Origin of the sequence: Streptococcus sp. Marseille-Q5986 (assembly GCF_946902915.1) — a bacterium.
Lineage (GTDB): Bacteria > Bacillota > Bacilli > Lactobacillales > Streptococcaceae > Streptococcus.
Map to the genome: position 1 here is coordinate 13589 of NZ_CAMPPY010000011.1, position 16684 is coordinate 30272.

General features: G+C 40.9%; 14 protein-coding genes, 4 pseudogenes and 1 riboswitch. Of the genes and pseudogenes, 17 read left to right on the forward strand and 1 reads right to left on the reverse strand.

What is annotated here, in order from left to right:
• The first annotated feature begins 66 nt into the window (after positions 1-66).
• The 3 genes from OVN21_RS10285 to OVN21_RS10295 are packed head-to-tail and all read left to right on the forward strand — an operon-like array spanning position 67 to position 1898.
• Complete coding sequence (locus OVN21_RS10285) at positions 67-300, forward strand: DUF1858 domain-containing protein (protein ID WP_000368739.1); 234 nt, start codon at positions 67-69, stop codon at positions 298-300.
• Positions 300-1634 carry a DUF438 domain-containing protein gene (locus tag OVN21_RS10290; RefSeq protein WP_267248346.1) on the forward strand — a complete coding sequence of 445 codons (1335 nt, stop codon included), beginning with the start codon at positions 300-302 and terminating at the stop codon, positions 1632-1634. The genes OVN21_RS10285 and OVN21_RS10290 overlap by 1 nt, the downstream gene beginning before the upstream one ends.
• 9 nt (positions 1635-1643) lie before the next feature.
• Complete coding sequence (locus OVN21_RS10295; protein WP_267248347.1) at positions 1644-1898, forward strand: DUF1912 family protein; 255 nt, start codon at positions 1644-1646, stop codon at positions 1896-1898.
• A gap of 44 nt (positions 1899-1942) precedes the next feature.
• On the opposite strand, the gene OVN21_RS10300 is transcribed toward OVN21_RS10295, so the two are convergent.
• The gene (locus tag OVN21_RS10300) at positions 1943-2248 is read right to left on the reverse strand and encodes a DUF898 family protein (protein ID WP_267248348.1); all 306 of its coding nucleotides are present in this window, start codon (positions 2246-2248) and stop codon (positions 1943-1945) included.
• 216 nt (positions 2249-2464) lie between these two features.
• On the opposite strand from OVN21_RS10300, the gene OVN21_RS10305 reads away from it, so the two are divergent.
• From OVN21_RS10305 to OVN21_RS10370, 14 genes and pseudogenes are all read left to right on the forward strand, one after another.
• Complete coding sequence (locus tag OVN21_RS10305; RefSeq protein ID WP_267248349.1) at positions 2465-2860, forward strand: helix-hairpin-helix domain-containing protein; 396 nt, start codon at positions 2465-2467, stop codon at positions 2858-2860.
• Between the two features lie 278 nt (positions 2861-3138).
• Positions 3139-3720, forward strand: coding sequence for a GNAT family N-acetyltransferase (locus tag OVN21_RS10310; protein WP_267248350.1), 582 nt, complete (start codon positions 3139-3141; stop codon positions 3718-3720).
• Between the two features lie 40 nt (positions 3721-3760).
• On the forward strand, positions 3761-4468 hold the full coding sequence (locus tag OVN21_RS10315) for a hypothetical protein (protein ID WP_267248351.1): 708 nt from the start codon (positions 3761-3763) through the stop codon (positions 4466-4468).
• 13 nt (positions 4469-4481) lie between these two features.
• Positions 4482-7133 carry a valine--tRNA ligase gene (locus OVN21_RS10320; RefSeq protein ID WP_267248352.1) on the forward strand — a complete coding sequence of 884 codons (2652 nt, stop codon included), beginning with the start codon at positions 4482-4484 and terminating at the stop codon, positions 7131-7133.
• 69 nt (positions 7134-7202) lie between these two features.
• A pseudogene (locus OVN21_RS10325) lies at positions 7203-7958 on the forward strand (DUF3883 domain-containing protein).
• Between the two features lie 19 nt (positions 7959-7977).
• Positions 7978-8139 carry a hypothetical protein gene (locus OVN21_RS10330; protein WP_267248358.1) on the forward strand — a complete coding sequence of 54 codons (162 nt, stop codon included), beginning with the start codon at positions 7978-7980 and terminating at the stop codon, positions 8137-8139.
• A gap of 102 nt (positions 8140-8241) precedes the next feature.
• Positions 8242-10920: pseudogene (locus OVN21_RS10335) on the forward strand (TOTE conflict system archaeo-eukaryotic primase domain-containing protein).
• A 36-nt stretch (positions 10921-10956) separates the two neighbouring features.
• The gene (locus OVN21_RS10340; protein WP_267248353.1) at positions 10957-11118 is read left to right on the forward strand and encodes a hypothetical protein; all 162 of its coding nucleotides are present in this window, start codon (positions 10957-10959) and stop codon (positions 11116-11118) included.
• 131 nt (positions 11119-11249) lie between these two features.
• The gene (rpoE, locus tag OVN21_RS10345) at positions 11250-11837 is read left to right on the forward strand and encodes a DNA-directed RNA polymerase subunit delta (RefSeq protein WP_267248354.1); all 588 of its coding nucleotides are present in this window, start codon (positions 11250-11252) and stop codon (positions 11835-11837) included.
• Between the two features lie 243 nt (positions 11838-12080).
• Positions 12081-12169: riboswitch (glycine riboswitch) on the forward strand.
• An 89-nt stretch (positions 12170-12258) separates the two neighbouring features.
• Positions 12259-13581, forward strand: coding sequence for an alanine/glycine:cation symporter family protein (locus tag OVN21_RS10350; RefSeq protein WP_267248355.1), 1323 nt, complete (start codon positions 12259-12261; stop codon positions 13579-13581).
• Positions 13582-13797: 216 nt separating this feature from the next.
• Positions 13798-14346 (forward strand): carboxymuconolactone decarboxylase family protein, encoded by a 549-nt coding sequence (locus OVN21_RS10355; RefSeq protein WP_267248356.1) that lies wholly within the window; start codon positions 13798-13800, stop codon positions 14344-14346.
• A gap of 108 nt (positions 14347-14454) precedes the next feature.
• Positions 14455-15348: pseudogene (locus tag OVN21_RS10360) on the forward strand (TDT family transporter); the annotation flags it as partial.
• 276 nt (positions 15349-15624) lie between these two features.
• A complete protein-coding gene (locus tag OVN21_RS10365; RefSeq protein WP_267246929.1) occupies positions 15625-16107 on the forward strand; it encodes a transposase in 483 nt (160 codons plus the stop codon).
• A gap of 202 nt (positions 16108-16309) precedes the next feature.
• Positions 16310-16684 (forward strand): annotated as a pseudogene (locus OVN21_RS10370) (IS1182 family transposase); the annotation flags it as partial.

Sequence of the window (16684 nt, forward strand, 5' to 3'; positions counted from 1 at the left end):
TAATCTCTTCCCATATGGTATAATATAAGCAGTAAAATCATTTTAGAAGATTCAGTGGAGGTCGTTATGGATAATATCATCGATGTGTCAATTCCTGTTGCAGAAGTGGTGGACAAGCATCCAGAAGTCTTGGAAATCCTAGTGGAGCTCGGTTTTAAACCACTTGCTAATCCCTTGATGCGCAATACAGTCGGTCGCAAAGTATCGCTCAAACAGGGTTCTAAGCTAGAAGGAACTCCTATGGACAAGATTGTCCGCACGCTGGAAGCAAATGGCTACGAAGTGATTGGATTAGACTAATGGTAGATGAACGGATTCATGTCCTACGGGATATTTTGTTAGAATTGCATAATGGCGCCTCTCCTGAGTCGGTTCAGGAGCGCTTTGATGCGACCTTTACAGGTGTGTCAGCCATCGAGATTTCCCTCATGGAGCACGAACTGATGAACTCAGACTCAGGTGTCACCTTTGAAGATGTTATGGAACTCTGCGATGTCCATGCCAATCTTTTTAAAAATGCTGTTAGGGGTGTCGAAGTTGCAGATACCGAACACCCTGGCCACCCAGTTCGCGTCTTCAAGGATGAAAATCTGGCTCTCCGTGCAACCTTGATTCGCATTCGTAGATTGTTAGATACTTATGAGTCTATGGAAGATGAAGAAATGCTTGCGGAGATGCGCAAGGGCTTGGTTCGTCAAATGGGCCTTGTCGGTCAATTTGACATCCATTATCAGCGTAAGGAAGAGCTCTTTTTCCCCATCATGGAGCGTTATGGTCACGATTCGCCTCCTAAGGTCATGTGGGGAGTGGATGACCAGATTCGGGATCTCTTTCAGACAGCCCTAACGACAGTCAAGTCATTACCAGAAGTCCCAATTTCCACTGTAAAGGAAGCTTTTGAAGCTTTTGCGACAGAGTTTGAAAGTATGATTTTCAAGGAAGAGTCCATCCTTCTCATGATTCTCCTTGAGTCCTTTACTCAGGATGACTGGCTTCAGATTGCGGAGGAGAGTGATGCTTATGGCTATGCTATCATCCGTCCGTCTGAGAAATGGGTGCCAGAAAGACAGAATTTTGTTGAAGAAAAGAGTGCAGAGGAGACCGTGCAGCTAGATAAGGCAGAAGGTCAAGTTCAGCAAGTTATCGATACGCCTGAAGGCCAGTTTACCATTACCTTTACCCCTAAGGAAAAGGAAACAGTGCTGGACCGCCACAGTCAACAGGCTTTTGGCAATGGCTATCTCTCAGTCGAGCAGGCCAATCTCATCCTCAATCACCTCCCTATGGAGATTACCTTTGTCAATAAAGATGACATTTTTCAGTATTACAATGACAATGCGCCAGCTGATGAGATGATTTTCAAAAGGACACCGTCCCAAGTCGGGCGCAATGTTGAACTCTGTCATCCGCCTAAGTATTTGGACAAGGTCAAGACCATCATGAAGGGACTTCGTGAGGGAACCAAGGACAAGTATGAAATGTGGTTTAAGTCTGAGTCGCGAGGAAAGTTTGTCCACATCACCTATGCCGCAGTACACGATGAAAACGGAGAATTCCAAGGAGTGCTGGAGTATGTTCAGGATATCCAGCCCTACCGTGAGATTGACACGGACTATTTCCGTGGATTAGAATAAGGAGAAAAAATGAGTTACGAACAAGAATTTATGAAGGAATTTGAAGCTTGGGTTAATACACAGATTATGATTAACGGCATGGCGCACAAGGAAAGCCAAAAGGTCTACGAAGAAGACCAAGACGACCGTGCCAAAGATGCCATGATTCGCTACGAAAGCCGCTTGGATGCTTATCAGTTCTTGCTTGGTAAGTTTGAAAACTTCAAGGCAGGTAAGGGATTCCATGATTTGCCAGAGGGATTGTTTGGTGAGAGAAATTATTGATTGCTTAGATAAAAAGTGCAGTTGTAAGAACCGCACTTTTTATTTTATACGTGGTGTGTATGTTTGGTAATCCATTGTTCCATTTTGATGTTCAACCAAAAAGAATAAATTCCAAGCGTGATGATACAAAGTAGAAACCATTTAATCCAGTTTCCAAATAACTGGGCACCTGTACCATTAAAGTAGAGGCGACGTCCATCAATGACGGTATGTTTGATTTTCCAATTTTGCATGAGACAGACAGCCCATGGGGTTGCTATTCCTAAAGTAAGGACAATAATGATGAATGATAAAATGGAGTAACCAATATAACTCAAGAGTCCACCATCAAAGTAACTTTCAGTATTCATAAATTCATCTCCGCCAGCTTTTAGTGTGAATCAGTTTTGCACATTGAGATACATTTTATTAACTTGTTAAACCATTGTCAATTTTTTCTAGGAGTAGGAAAAAACTGATTTTTATTCTAATTATATTTCATTTCTTGATTTTTCACTAAAATCTTGATAGAATATTTATATTAAATCCTTGTCAAAACAAGGATTTTTTATTGAAAGGATTTTATCATGTCAAAGAAACTCAATCGTAAAAAACAATTACGAAATAGCCTTCGTCGCGCAGGTGCTTTTTCAAGTACTGTGACGAAGGTTGTAGAAGAGACAAAGAAAGTCGTGAAACGTGCAGATCAGTCAGCGAGCGAAGCTGGTAAGGCTGTTTCTAAAAAAGTTGAACAAGCAGTAGAAGCTACTAAAGAGCAAGCTCAAAAAGTAGCCAATTCTGTAGAAGATTTTGCAGATAACTTGGGTGGACTTCCACTTGACCGTGCTAAAACTTTCTACGATGAAGGAATCAAGTCTGCTTCAGATTTCAAAAACTGGACTGAAAAAGAACTCCTTGCCTTGAAAGGAATCGGCCCAGCTACCATCAAGAAATTGAAGGAAAATGGCATCAAGTTCAAGTAATCTTTCTTGTGCCTTGCAATTCCAAGAAAAACTTGCTACAATAGAGCCGTTAGAGGTGTTTTGAATTCCACATTTTACAGAAAGTGGCGGAGCTGAGAAGTCCACAAATGTGTCAAAACTAGTTGCTAATGGATGAAAAATTGAAATAAAAGTGTCTTTTTGTTTTAAAGACGAGAGTTGCGGGCAACTGCCCGAAATTGGGTGGTACCGCGGATAAATACATTCGTCCCTGTCATGTAGATGGCAGGGGCATTTTTTGTAGAAAGCGAGGTAGAAAGATGACAAGAGCTGAGTTGCCAGATAAAATCGAAACAGAACGTCTCGTTTTACGAGTCCGCACAGTGGCGGATGCTGAGGATATCTTTGATTATGCTAGTCGTCCAGAAGTTTCTTACCCAGCCGGTTTTCCACCTGTCAAGACCTTGGAAGATGAGATTTATTATCTGGAGCACACTCTGCCCGAGCGAAATGAAAAGGACAATCTCCCAGCTGGTTACGGCATAGTGGTTAAAGGGACCGATACTATCATCGGCTCTGTTGATTTCAACCATCGCCATGAAGATGATGTTCTTGAAATCGGCTATATCTTGCATCCAGACTATTGGGGTCGAGGTTATGTGCCAGAAGCAGCGTGTGCCTTGATTGATCTAGCTTTTAAAGAACTTGGTCTTCACAAGATTGAACTAATTTGCTTTGGATATAACCTTCAAAGTCAACGAGTCGCGGAAAAGCTTGGCTTTACCCTCGAAGCTCGCATAAGAGACCGCAAAGATGCTCAAGGCAACCGCTGTGATGATTTGAGATATGGCTTGCTGAGGGGTCAATGGGAAGCTCAACAGAATCCAGAAGTATGTGTGTGATTTTGAATATCAGTTTAGGAAGATTATGGAGGATAGTTAAATGGATATTTGGAATCTTATTATAGAATGGTATAACTCTGATAAGGTTGCCTTTATAGCGCTGGTAATTTCATTAATTACAGGATTTTTTACATTTTTTTCAAATCGTAAAAAGCAAAAAGATGATGATAAGAGGCAAAAAGCACAGGATGCTTTTAATAAAGAAGCGCAAGAGAAATTAAGTGATTTTCAGGATTTTCAAAAGAGTTTTTCAGAATATCAACAGATAACGAATGAATTACAATTTAGTATTGAAAATCAATCCAATTTGAAACCATATTTCCATATTAACAGAACTAAATCATGCATAGAATATGATTCAAATAAGAAATTATATGTGAAGTTGTACTTAACGAATGTTGGTAGAGGAACAGCAACTAATATAATGACTAGGGAGATGAAAAAAGATTCTAATGGGAATTCAATTTATTTCGACCAAGTACCATCATTAGAAAGAATGACGCATGGATTTCATGATTATTTTAGTGAGAACTTTGCAATACCGAATGAATCAATTAATTTAGAAATATTTGAAATAGAAAATAACGAAGAACAGAATTATTTTATTGAATTCAAGATAAAATTCAGTGATGTCATTGGTAGAGAATATGAACAAGAATTTAAATTTGGATATGATAATTATTTGGTTAGGGGAATTAATCAAAACTCCACTTCATATCCACCGAAATTAATCAAAGATATAAACTAGAAAGGACAAACACATGTCTAAAGAACTTTCACCTAAATACAATCCAGCCGAGGTTGAGGCTGGTCGTTACCAAAAATGGCTTGATGCGGATGTTTTCAAGCCTTCAGGCGATCAAAAGGCAGAGCCTTATTCAATCGTGATTCCACCACCAAACGTAACTGGGAAGCTTCACCTTGGTCACGCTTGGGATACAACTCTTCAAGATATCATTATCCGTCAAAAACGGATGCAAGGTTTTGATACCCTTTGGCTTCCAGGGATGGACCACGCGGGGATTGCCACTCAGGCTAAGGTTGAGGAGCGCTTGCGTGGTGAGGGCATCAGCCGCTATGACCTAGGCCGTGAGTCTTTCTTGACGAAAGTCTGGGAATGGAAAGACGAGTATGCAACGACCATCAAGGAACAATGGGGCAAGATGGGGCTCTCTGTAGACTACTCTCGTGAGCGTTTCACTCTTGACGAAGGTTTGTCAAAAGCTGTTCGTAAGGTCTTTGTGGACCTTTACAAGAAAGGTTGGATCTACCGTGGTGAATTTATTATCAACTGGGACCCAGCAGCTCGCACAGCTCTTTCTGATATCGAGGTTATCCACAAGGACGTGGAAGGTGCCTTTTACCACATGAATTATATGTTGGAAGATGGCTCGCGCGGGCTTCAGGTCGCGACCACGCGCCCTGAAACCATGTTGGGAGATGTGGCTGTCGCTGTCAATCCAGAAGACCCTCGCTACAAGGACTTGATTGGTAAAAACGTCATCCTTCCAATCGCTAATAAACTCATCCCAATCGTTGGAGACGAACACGCAGATCCTGAGTTTGGTACGGGTGTCGTGAAAATCACACCTGCCCATGATCCAAACGACTTCTTGGTTGGTCAACGCCATAACTTGCCACAAGTCAATGTCATGAACGACGACGGAACTATGAATGACTTGGCCTTTGAATTTGCAGGAATGGATCGTTTTGAAGCTCGTAAGGCAGTCGTTGCTAAGCTGGAAGAAATAGGTGCTCTTGTCAAAATCGAAAAACTTGTTCACAGTGTTGGTCACTCAGAACGTACAGGTGTCGTGGTTGAGCCACGCTTGTCTACTCAGTGGTTCGTCAAGATGGACCAATTGGCTAAAAATGCTATTGCCAACCAAGACACAGAGGACAAGGTAGAATTCTACCCACCTCGTTTCAACGATACCTTCCTTCAATGGATGGAAAATGTTCACGACTGGGTAATCTCTCGTCAGCTCTGGTGGGGTCACCAAATCCCTGCTTGGTACAATGCTGAGGGTGAAATATATGTCGGCGAAGAAGCTCCAGAAGGTGACGGTTGGACTCAGGACGAAGACGTCTTGGATACGTGGTTCAGTTCGGCTCTTTGGCCATTCTCTACTATGGGCTGGCCGGATGTCGACTCAGAAGACTTTAAACGTTATTATCCAACATCAACTTTGGTGACAGGTTATGATATTATTCCGTTCTGGGTGTCTCGTATGATTTTCCAAGGTTTGGAATTTACTGGCAAGTCGCCATTCAAAAATGCCTTGATTCATGGTCTCATTCGTGATGAGCAAGGACGCAAGATGTCGAAATCTCTTGGTAACGGGATTGATCCAATGGATGTTATTGATAAGTACGGAACAGATAGCCTTCGTTGGTTCCTTTCAAACGGTTCTGCACCAGGTCAAGACGTGCGCTTCTCTTATGAGAAAATGGATGCTTCATGGAACTTCATTAACAAGATCTGGAACATCTCTCGCTACATCCTCATGAACAATGAAGGCTTGACTCTTGAGCAAGCAACTGCCAATGTGGAAAAAGTTGCCAACAAGGAAGCTGGAAATGTCACAGACCGCTGGATTCTCCACAACCTCAATGAAACTATCGGAAAAGCTACTGCCAACTTTGACAAGTTTGAGTTTGGTGTCGCTGGACATATCCTCTACAACTTCATCTGGGACGAGTTTGCGGACTGGTATGTTGAGTTGACCAAGGAAGTCCTTTATAGCGATAACGAAGAAGAGAAAGTCATCACACGTTCTGTTCTCCTTTATACCTTGGACAAGATCCTTCGTCTCCTTCACCCAATCATGCCATTCGTGACAGAGGAAATCTTTGGACAAATCTCAGAAGGTTCTATCGTTACAGCTGCTTACCCAACTGTTAATTCAGCCTTTGAAGATCTTGCAGCTCACACTGGTGTCGAAAGCCTCAAAGACTTGATCCGTGCCGTTCGGAATGCGCGTGCGGAAGTAAACGTAGCACCAAGTAAGCCGATTACCATCCTTGTTAAGACAAGCGATAGTGACTTGGAAGTCTTCTTTAACAGCAATGTCAACTACATCAAACGCTTCACAAATCCAGAACACTTGGAAATTGCATCAACCATCCCTGCACCTGAACTTGCTATGTCAAGCGTCATCACAGGAGCAGAAATCTACTTGCCACTGGCAGACCTCCTCAACGTCGAAGAAGAACTCGCTCGTCTCGACAAGGAACTCGCTAAATGGCAAAAAGAACTGGAGATGGTTGGTAAGAAGCTCTCTAACGAACGCTTCGTAGCCAACGCCAAACCAGAAGTCGTCCAAAAAGAACGCGACAAACAAGCTGACTACCAAGCCAAATACGATGCGACAGTCGTACGTATTGATGAGATGAAGAAGTTGGTTAAATAAACACAGGAACACGGTGATGAGCCGTGTTTTTTGGTATAATGAAATCAATATCTATTGATGGAGAAAGCGATGTCTAAACACCCGCATTATGAATTGTTAAATTTAATTGGCTACGGTCTTGCCAAGTTTGACAAGCTTTTTATAAAAGAATTTTAATGTTCTAGTAAGTCTGAGTTCTATCGCTATGTGGTTTCTCTGGGAATTGCTGAAACAACTGGGGTCGTAAAGAATCGAATGGATTTATTTGATCCTTATTTTGATAATAATCGGAAAGGTTGGTGGCAGAAAGCTGAAGTTTACCGTTTTCGTAAAGATTTAATTGACATGATGTTTGGAAATGAAGATGTTCATAGTTATGCTGAAATCGTTAAAATGTTACTTGCCAGTGAAGGAAAGCGAACAGGCATTACTACCATTGAAAAACCAATTATTCGAACTAAATTCAAACGTCTACAAGAAACTGGAATGGAAGCAGAAAATTATTTTATACTCAACTTTGATAAAGAAGAAAAATTTCAAGGTGGACTATTGACCGATGCCCGTCTTTATGGTGATGGATATGATTTCCAAGTAGATGTTCAAGAACATTCTTATCTTGCCGAAGTTAAAGGAATTCGAAAATCTAAGGGTCGCATTCGTTTGACTGCCAACGAATTTGAGAAAGCTAAAGAGTTTCAATCAGATTTTATTTTATCTCTAGTCACCAACCTAGATGATATTCCAAAGTTAGTGTTAATCGATAATCCTTTAAAACATTTTGAGTTTAAAAAGAATATTATCAAAAATGAAATCATTGAATATAGAAGTTTAGAAGATTTGTATTAGTTCCCCTTAAGTGTTCCAGTTGAAAGAGCGAGAAGTCTTGACAGGTCAACGGTTCAATGAACTTGAAATCAATGGTATTGGCTTGACCAAGTTTAAAAATGGGGAAATCGGGATTGAATTCATCTGGATTGATACCAAAAATCCCCCAAGCGATGCCATCGGCTGGGTAGCAAAGAAATAAAAGTTTTCAAAGCTATTGTGGTAAGTAAGGGATTTTATTTTCGTGTACAATTTCAGCCATTCTTGTTATAATCAGCCTATAGGAATCAAGCAGGTGACTCTTATGGCTGTTTTTGTGTCTTTGGATGGAATTGTGGTAGAAGTACTTGATGTCTTTTCTTCTTTTAATGGGGAAAGTGAGTTTTTCTTGTGTAAACGCCTTAAAGACAAGAGTCAGTTTGTTATGGGACGCTCTCAGTTCGAGGAGATGTTCCAACTTCAAAGTAGTCGATTGACGACGCAAGAAAAATTACAATTGTTTACCTCTGTGTTTGCTGGCCGTTACGATGTTTATGCTAAGAGTTTTATCAATGATCAAGGGAAAATTCAGTATTTTCCATCCTATGATTATGGTTGGAAGCAGTTGCCGCCTGAAAAACGGAGTTTCCAGACATTGACGGACTCCGTTTTGAAATCTCATTTTCGTGGGGAGATAGCCATTGGTATCTTTCCTATGCACTTAGATGATAGCTGTTATTTTTTGGTACTGGATTTGGATGAAGGAGATTGGAAAGAAGCCGGTTTAACCATTCATAGAATAGCCAGGGAACGCCAGATGGAAGGCCATCTAGAGATTTCTCGTTCGGGTCAAGGACTCCATATTTGGTTCTTCTTTGAGGAAGCGATTCCGTGTCGAGAGGCTCGCTTATTTGGAAAGAAACTGTTAGAATTGGCTATGCAGGAAAGTATGCAACTGTCCTTTGATTCTTTTGATCGCATGTTTCCAAATCAGGATGTTCTTCCTAAAGGTGGATTTGGTAATTTGATTGCCCTTCCTTTTCAAGGAGAAGCTTATTATCAAGGGCGAACGGTCTTTGTGGATGAATAGTTTCAACCTTATGAAGACCAATGGAGGTATCTACAAGAAATCCAGAGGGTTTCAACTGTTAAAGTGGCACTGTTAATCCAAGAGGAGTTAGGCAAGCAAGAATTGGATAAGGAGTTGAAGGTCGTCTTATCCAATATGATCCAACTTGAAAAATCGTCTGTGACACCCAAGACACTGTTTTTCTTGAAAAATATGGCTTCGTTTTCTAATCCCGAATTTTATTTAAAGCAGGCTATGCGACAGCCAACCTATCAAATTCCTGAGCGAATGTATTTATTTGGAGAATCCGATCATTATTTATGGCTGCCAAGAGGCTTGCTATATCCATTGCGAGATAAATTTAAGCAGGTAGTTGTGGAAGATAGGAGAAAGGTACAAAGGTCTATTAGAGTGGCATTTAAGGGAGAACTCACTCTGGAGCAAGAGTTAGCCCTGTCAGATATGATTTCCAAAGAAAATGGTTTACTCCATGCGGAGACAGGTTTTGGGAAGACCGTTTTAGGTGCTGCTCTCATCTCTGAACGTAAGACAAAAACAATTATCCTAGTTCATAATAAGCAACTCTTAGACCAATGGCTGGATCGTTTAAACCATTTTTTGACTTTCGAAGAGGAAGAAGCTACCCGTTATACGCCATCAGGTCGTAAAAAGGTAATAGGCTATGTCGGGCAGTACGGTGGGACTAAGAAATGGCTGAGTAAGCTGGTTGATGTCGTTATGATTCAATCTCTATTTAAGTTGGAAAATAGCCAAAGTATTTTGGATGAGTATGAGATGATGATTGTGGATGAGTGTCATCATGTCTCTGCCTTGATGTTTGAAAAAGTTGTTGCACAGTTTAGAGGGAAGTATCTTTACGGTTTGACGGCTACGCCTGAGCGTAAGAATGGCCATGAACCTATTGTTTTCCAGAGAATTGGTGAGATACTCCATACTGCTGATAAAAGGGAGACATCTTTTAAACGGCAATTGCAATTAAGATTCACTTCTTTTGGTCATTTGGAAATTGAAAAGACTAAAGCAAGTAATTTTATACAGCTTAGTGATTGGATTGCTACAGATCCAGTGAGGAATCAATTGATTCTCAAGGATATTCTAGCTCAAGTGGAAGAAGGGCGGAATATCTTGGTTTTAGTCAATCGAATTCAACAGATAGATGTCTTTGAAAAATTATTGAAAGAGAAAGAGATTGATGATTTTTATATTATTAGTGGCAAAACCAAAGTCCGAGAGAGAACAAGTTTATTAGAGACGCTAGAACAGCTAGATAAAGGGTTTGTTTTGTTGTCTACTGGAAAATACATTGGCGAAGGTTTTGACTTGCCTCAGCTAGACACGCTTATTTTGGCAGCACCCTTTTCTTGGAAAAATAATTTAATTCAGTATGCAGGTAGGATTCATCGAAACTACAAGGATAAGTCTTTAGTACGGATTTTCGATTATGTGGATATTCATGTTCCTTATTTAGAAAAGATGTTTCAGAAACGACAAGTAGCTTATCGAAAGATGGATTATCGTGTCATTGAGGGTGAGGAGAAACAATTCGTTTATGTTGATAATAGATATGAGAAGGTGTTGAGAGAGGACTTAACAGGGGAAAGACAGAAGTGTATGCTTATTTTACCTTATGTGCACCAGACAAAACTGATGAATTTTCTAAAAGAATTTAGGATTAGTCAAATTGAGATATGTATACCAGAGACGGTTGCAAATAAAGCATGGCTAGACCAGTTGAAGAGCCAGAAAATTAGAGTATCTTTTACTCAATCAAAAATAGTCACGCCTATTCTTTTGGTAAACAAGACCATTGTTTGGTATGGCGCAATGCCATTATTAGGGAAGGTAGATGAAATGACCATATTACGTTTGGAATCAGCTAGTATAGCTTCTGAACTAGCGGCAGGTTTACGATAGAGAAAACTTTTAAAAATTTCTATGTATGTTTTCCAGTTGAAAGAACGAGAGGTCTTGACAGGCCAACGACTCAATGAACTGGAAATAAACGGTATTCGTTTGACCAAGTTTAATAATGGCAAAATCGGGATTGAATTCATCTTGATTGATACCGAAACTCCACCTAACGATGCTATCGGCTGGGTAGCAAAGAAATAAAAAGTCTTGTCACTTTCTCCCATGTAACCTTTGACTATTCCGTAAAATTATCGTACAATAAAGAGTACATGATAAAATGAGGTCAGAGTCTGTTCGCTCTGGCGATAGTAGTATAAATGAGGAGAAACGCTTTGGAATTAGAAGTATTTGCTGGGCAAGAAAAAAGTGAACTATCTATGATTGAGGTAGCGCGTGCTATCTTGGAACTTCGTGGTCGCGATCATGAGATGCATTTTAGCGATCTTGTAAACGAAATTCAAAACTACCTTGGAGCATCAAACAGCGACATCCGCGAAGCTTTGCCTTTGTTCTATACAGAGTTGAACTTCGACGGTAGCTTCATCTCACTTGGAGATAACAAATGGGGTCTTCGTTCATGGTATGGTGTGGACGAAATCGACGAAGAAATCATCGCTCTTGAAGAAAATGATGACGATGAAGTAGCACCAAAAGCTAAGAAAAAACGCGTCAATGCCTTTATGGATGGTTATTCAGATGCCATTGACTACAATGCAGATGATCCAGAAGATGAAGATGCATACGAAGCAGATCCAGCTCTTTCATATGATGAAAATCCAGATGATGAGAAAAATGAAGCGGAAGCTTACGATACAGAAATCAACGAAATTGCTCCAGATGACTTGGGTGAAGATGTGGATCTTAACGAAGAAGACGATGAGTTTTCTGACGATGACGCTGAAACGAGTGAAGAAGAGTAAAAAACTTTACAGAGGAGATCGCCTGTTCTCCTTTTTTGTTGCTTGGGCAAAGTAGTTGAGTGAGTCTTCCGTTTGGATGTGGATCTTTATTTGGTTTTCTGAAAACAATCTCCTTTTTTATGTTTTTCATAGAAAATATTGACAAAAGCTGACTTTTCTTGTAAAATAATAAAAAATTAAATACCAACACCGAATGAAGTTTAATAGAAGTGGATAAAAGTTTGATTTTCCACGACTGTAAATGGACGGAACTCTGGAGAGACCGTAAAGGCACCGAAGGGGCAAGGCAGGTAACTGCTCAAACTCTCAGGTAAAAGGACAGAACTAGGATAGACCGCTTTTTGGCATTTATCTAAGCATTCCAGAGTACATGTATCTTGCATGTGCTCTTTCTTTTGGGGTTGAAAGATAGGAGAAGGATATGTTAGAATTGCTTAAAGCGCTTGATGCTTTTGCTTGGGGGCCTCCCCTCTTGATCTTATTGGTCGGAACGGGTATCTATTTGACCATCCGACTAGACCTTTTGCAGGTAGCTCGTCTTTCAAAGGCCTTTCAGCTTATTTTTATCCAGGATAAGGGACATGGTGATGTATCCAGTTTTGCAGCTCTGTGTACAGCCTTGGCATCAACCGTTGGAACAGGGAATATCATAGGAGTTGCGACGGCTATCAAGGTGGGGGGACCAGGAGCTCTCTTTTGGATGTGGATGGCGGCTTTCTTTGGAATGGCTACCAAGTATGCGGAAGGACTCTTGGCCATCAAATACCGCACCAAGGACGACCATGGTGCAGTAGCGGGAGGTCCCATGCACTATATCCTTCTAGGGATGGGAGAAAAGTGGCGTCCCCTTGCTGTTTTGTTTGCAGTAGCAGGAGTACTGGTTGCTCTCTTGGGAATCGGAACCTTCACCCAAGTCAACTCGATTACAGAATCTATCCAAAATACAACGACGATTTCACCAGCCATCACAGCTCTCGTCTTGTCTGTCTTTGTAGCGATTGCAGTCTTTGGCGGACTCAAGTCTATTTCTAAGGTTTCAACTACTGTTGTTCCTTTTATGGCTATCATTTATATCTTAGGAACTCTTACAGTTATTTTCTTTAATATTGGGAAAATCCCTGCCACAATCGCTTTAGTCTTTACCTCAGCTTTTAGTCCCCTTGCTGCGGTAGGTGGTTTTGCAGGTGCTAACATTCGGATGGCTATTCAAAATGGTGTGGCGCGAGGAGTCTTCTCTAATGAATCTGGTCTTGGTTCAGCTCCGATTGCAGCGGCTGCAGCTAAGACAAATGAACCAGTAGAGCAAGGTTTTATTTCCATGACAGGAACCTTTATTGATACTTTGATTATCTGTACTCTTACAGGTCTGACAATCTTAGTAACTGGTGTTTGGAGCGGAGATTTAAATGGGGTTGCCTTGACCCAGTCAGCCTTTTCAACAGTTTTTTCACACTTTGGACCTGCCCTCTTGACCATCTTCCTTGTACTCTTTGCCTTTACGACAATCCTCGGATGGAACTACTACGGAGAGCGCTGTTTCGAGTTTCTCTTTGGTGTTCGTTTTATCTGGCTTTACCGTGTAGTCTTTGTGCTCATGGTCTTGTTGGGAGGATTCATCGAGTTGGATATGGTCTGGATTATCGCAGATATCGTCAATGCCTTAATGGCTCTGCCAAACTTGATTGCCCTCTTAGTCTTGTCGCCAGTCGTTATTGCTGAGACTAAAAAGTATTTTAATAAATGATGGAATCACACATGGCGTGTGATTTTTTTGCCTATAAATGATTTTTATCAAGCTGATATATAATATATATTATGCAAGTGATTGGAAGTGTGATAAACTAATATACAACGAAAATCTTATGAGAGAATAAAGCTTTATCTTAAATAAACTTAGGAATCAGGATTTTATAAGATTTTCCAATAATATTAGTGTTAATAACAAGAAAAGAGGTATCTTATGACAACATTTACTATCCATACAGTCGAATCAGCACCAGCAGAAGTGAAAGAAATTCTTGAAACGGTAGAAAAAGACAACAATGGCTATATTCCCAACCTAATCGGTCTCTTGGCCAATGCCCCGGCTGCTTTAGAAGCCTACCGAACTGTCGCATCTATCAACCGTCGCAACAGCCTGACACCCGTTGAGCGTGAAGTGGTGCAAATCACGGCAGCCGTGACAAATGGTTGTGCCTTCTGTGTCGCAGGTCACACAGCCTTTTCCATCAAACAAATCCAGATGAATGATGACCTGCTTCAAGCCCTTCGCAATCGTACTCCAATTAAAACAGATCCTAAATTGGATACCCTTGCTAAGTTTACCCTGGCAGTTATCAATACCAAGGGTCGTGTAGGAGATGAAGCCTTAGCTGAGTTTTTGGAAGCTGGCTACACTCAACAAAATGCCTTGGATGTGGTTCTTGGTGTCAGCCTAGCAAGCCTCTGTAACTATGCCAACAATCTAGCTAATACACCAATTAATCCAGAATTGCAACCTTATGCTTAAGCTTTATCTGAGAAAAATGAAGTCTGAAATCAACGGACTTCGTTTTTTATCCCCTCATTTAAGCGCTTTTATGCTATACTGAAACTAACATGATTATTGGAGGTTAGGATGAAAAAACTCCCCTTGGTATTTTCTGGTTGTTTGCTAGGTTTGGCAGGAGCTGGAAATCTTATTTTAGATACGTTGCCAGTTCTGTCACATATGCTGAGTCTATCAGGTTTGGTTTTGTGGATTTACTTTCTAATTCTGCATCTCTTTAATTGGAAGGAAACCAAGCAAGAATTGACCAAGCCTCCTCTTTTGTCAGGAATGGCAATCCTTCCCATGGCTGGAATGATTTTATCGACTTATGTCTTTCGCGTCTTCCCTCATCTTCCTTTGATTGCGCAAGGGCTCTGGTGGTTTTCATTTCTCTTGGATTTGGCCTTGATTGTTACTTTTACAGTTAAATTTGCCTATCCGGGTCGGAGGGGTCATGCCACTCCTAGCTTGACGGTGCTTTATGTGGGGATAGCAGTGGCTGCCTTGACCTATCCTCTTGTAGGCATTATCGAGATTGCCTATGCGACCTTGAGTTTTGGTTTTCTCCTAACCTTCTATCTCTATCCCCTTATTTATAGCGATTTAAAGAAAGATCCACTCCCACTAGCCTTGCTTGGACAGGAAGGAATCTACTGTGTTCCCTTCTCTCTGCTCTTGGCTTCTCTAGTTAGAGTTGGAGGAGCCAGCCTATCAACTTGGGTCTTGATTGTCATGATCTTGGCTTCCCAATCCTTCTTTTTCTTTGTTTTAACTCGCCTACCCAATATTTTAAAACAAGGTTTTCAACCAGCCTTCTCAGCCCTCACCTTCCCAACCATTATCACAGCTACTTCGCTCAAGATGGCTCAGGGAATTTTGAAACTGTCCTTCTTAGATTATTTAGTGTTTGCGGAAACCCTCCTTTGCTTAAGTATTTTATTCTTTGTCTTGGGTGCTTATCTGATTTGGTTACGAAAAAAACCTAGGACAATAGTCTCTTATCCCCAAAAAAGCAACGGCAAAGCCGTTGCTTTTTGCATGGTTACGATAGTCTTGGTAAAATAGAACTGCACAATACACCATTTAGAAAGGCTATCTTATGCATATTCACTATAACAAAAATCAAACAACTTTACCACTAGAAATCCGTTCTTTCTTGCCACAAGACCATCTCGTCTTTATTATCTGAATACCTTGGAAGATAGTCCTTTCCCTACCTTCTATCATGCCTCTGCTCACCCGTCTTAGCACCCTAAAATGCTTGTATCTACTCTTCTATTTGCCTCTTCACAAGGGATTTTCTCTGCTCGAAAAATTGAAAAAATGATGATTGAAAATCTCGCCATGCAGTACCTAACAGGGCAGTTGGTTGTTAGCTATCGCACCATCAAGCGTTTTCGTGTCGCCGAAGGGATGGAAGAACTCATTCGTGATCTTTTCATCGACCTCAATCTTCGTTTAAAAACGGAAGAGTTAGTGATCTTAGATTGTTTGTGTATTGACGGGACTAAGATTGAAGCCAATGCCAACAAGTATCGTTTCGTGTGGAAAAAAGCAAGGGACAAGTTTTCCGTCAAACTGCAAGAACAGATCCAGATTTATTGTCAAGAAGAAATCATTCCTCTTATCCATCAAGCTATCGAACTAGAGACACAAGAGCCTATCTCCTCAGGGCAGTTGATTGAACTCTCTCACGTCCTTGAAGAAGAATTGCCAAGACATGGAGGAGACACTCCTTAAAGGAAAAGATGAGCGTAAAACCAAAGGTCGGAAACTCAAGAAAATCTTGCCTAAAGTCAAAGATGATTTTTCAGTACGTGCTGAAAAATAGGAGAAGGATCAAGAAACTTTTGTAGGTCGCAACAGCTTTTCCAAAACAGATACAGATACCAAGACTCTTCTCCCCTTACTTGAAACCTATCCACATGACCTAAAGACAGTTGTCGCAGATGCTGGATATGGAAGTGAAGAGAACCTCCTTCGTTTAGATGAAAAGGAGGTGAACCATCTGATGAAATATGCCATGTTTGATAAGGAACAAAAGAGAAGGTATACACAGTCAGCTAGAAACTTAGGGAATTGGTACTATAATGGCAAGGAGGATAGCTACACACATCCTGATGGCTGGTGTTATCGTTTTCGCCCTATCAAACATCAGAAAACAGAGACGGACTTTCAAGAGGAAATCAAGGTTTACTACGCTGATGAATCTGAATCAGCTCCTCAAAAGGGACTGTATATGAATGAAGGCTATCAGCACTTAAAAAATAAAGAATGCCAGGCGCTTTTATCTCCCCAAGGTAGACAGATTTTCGCT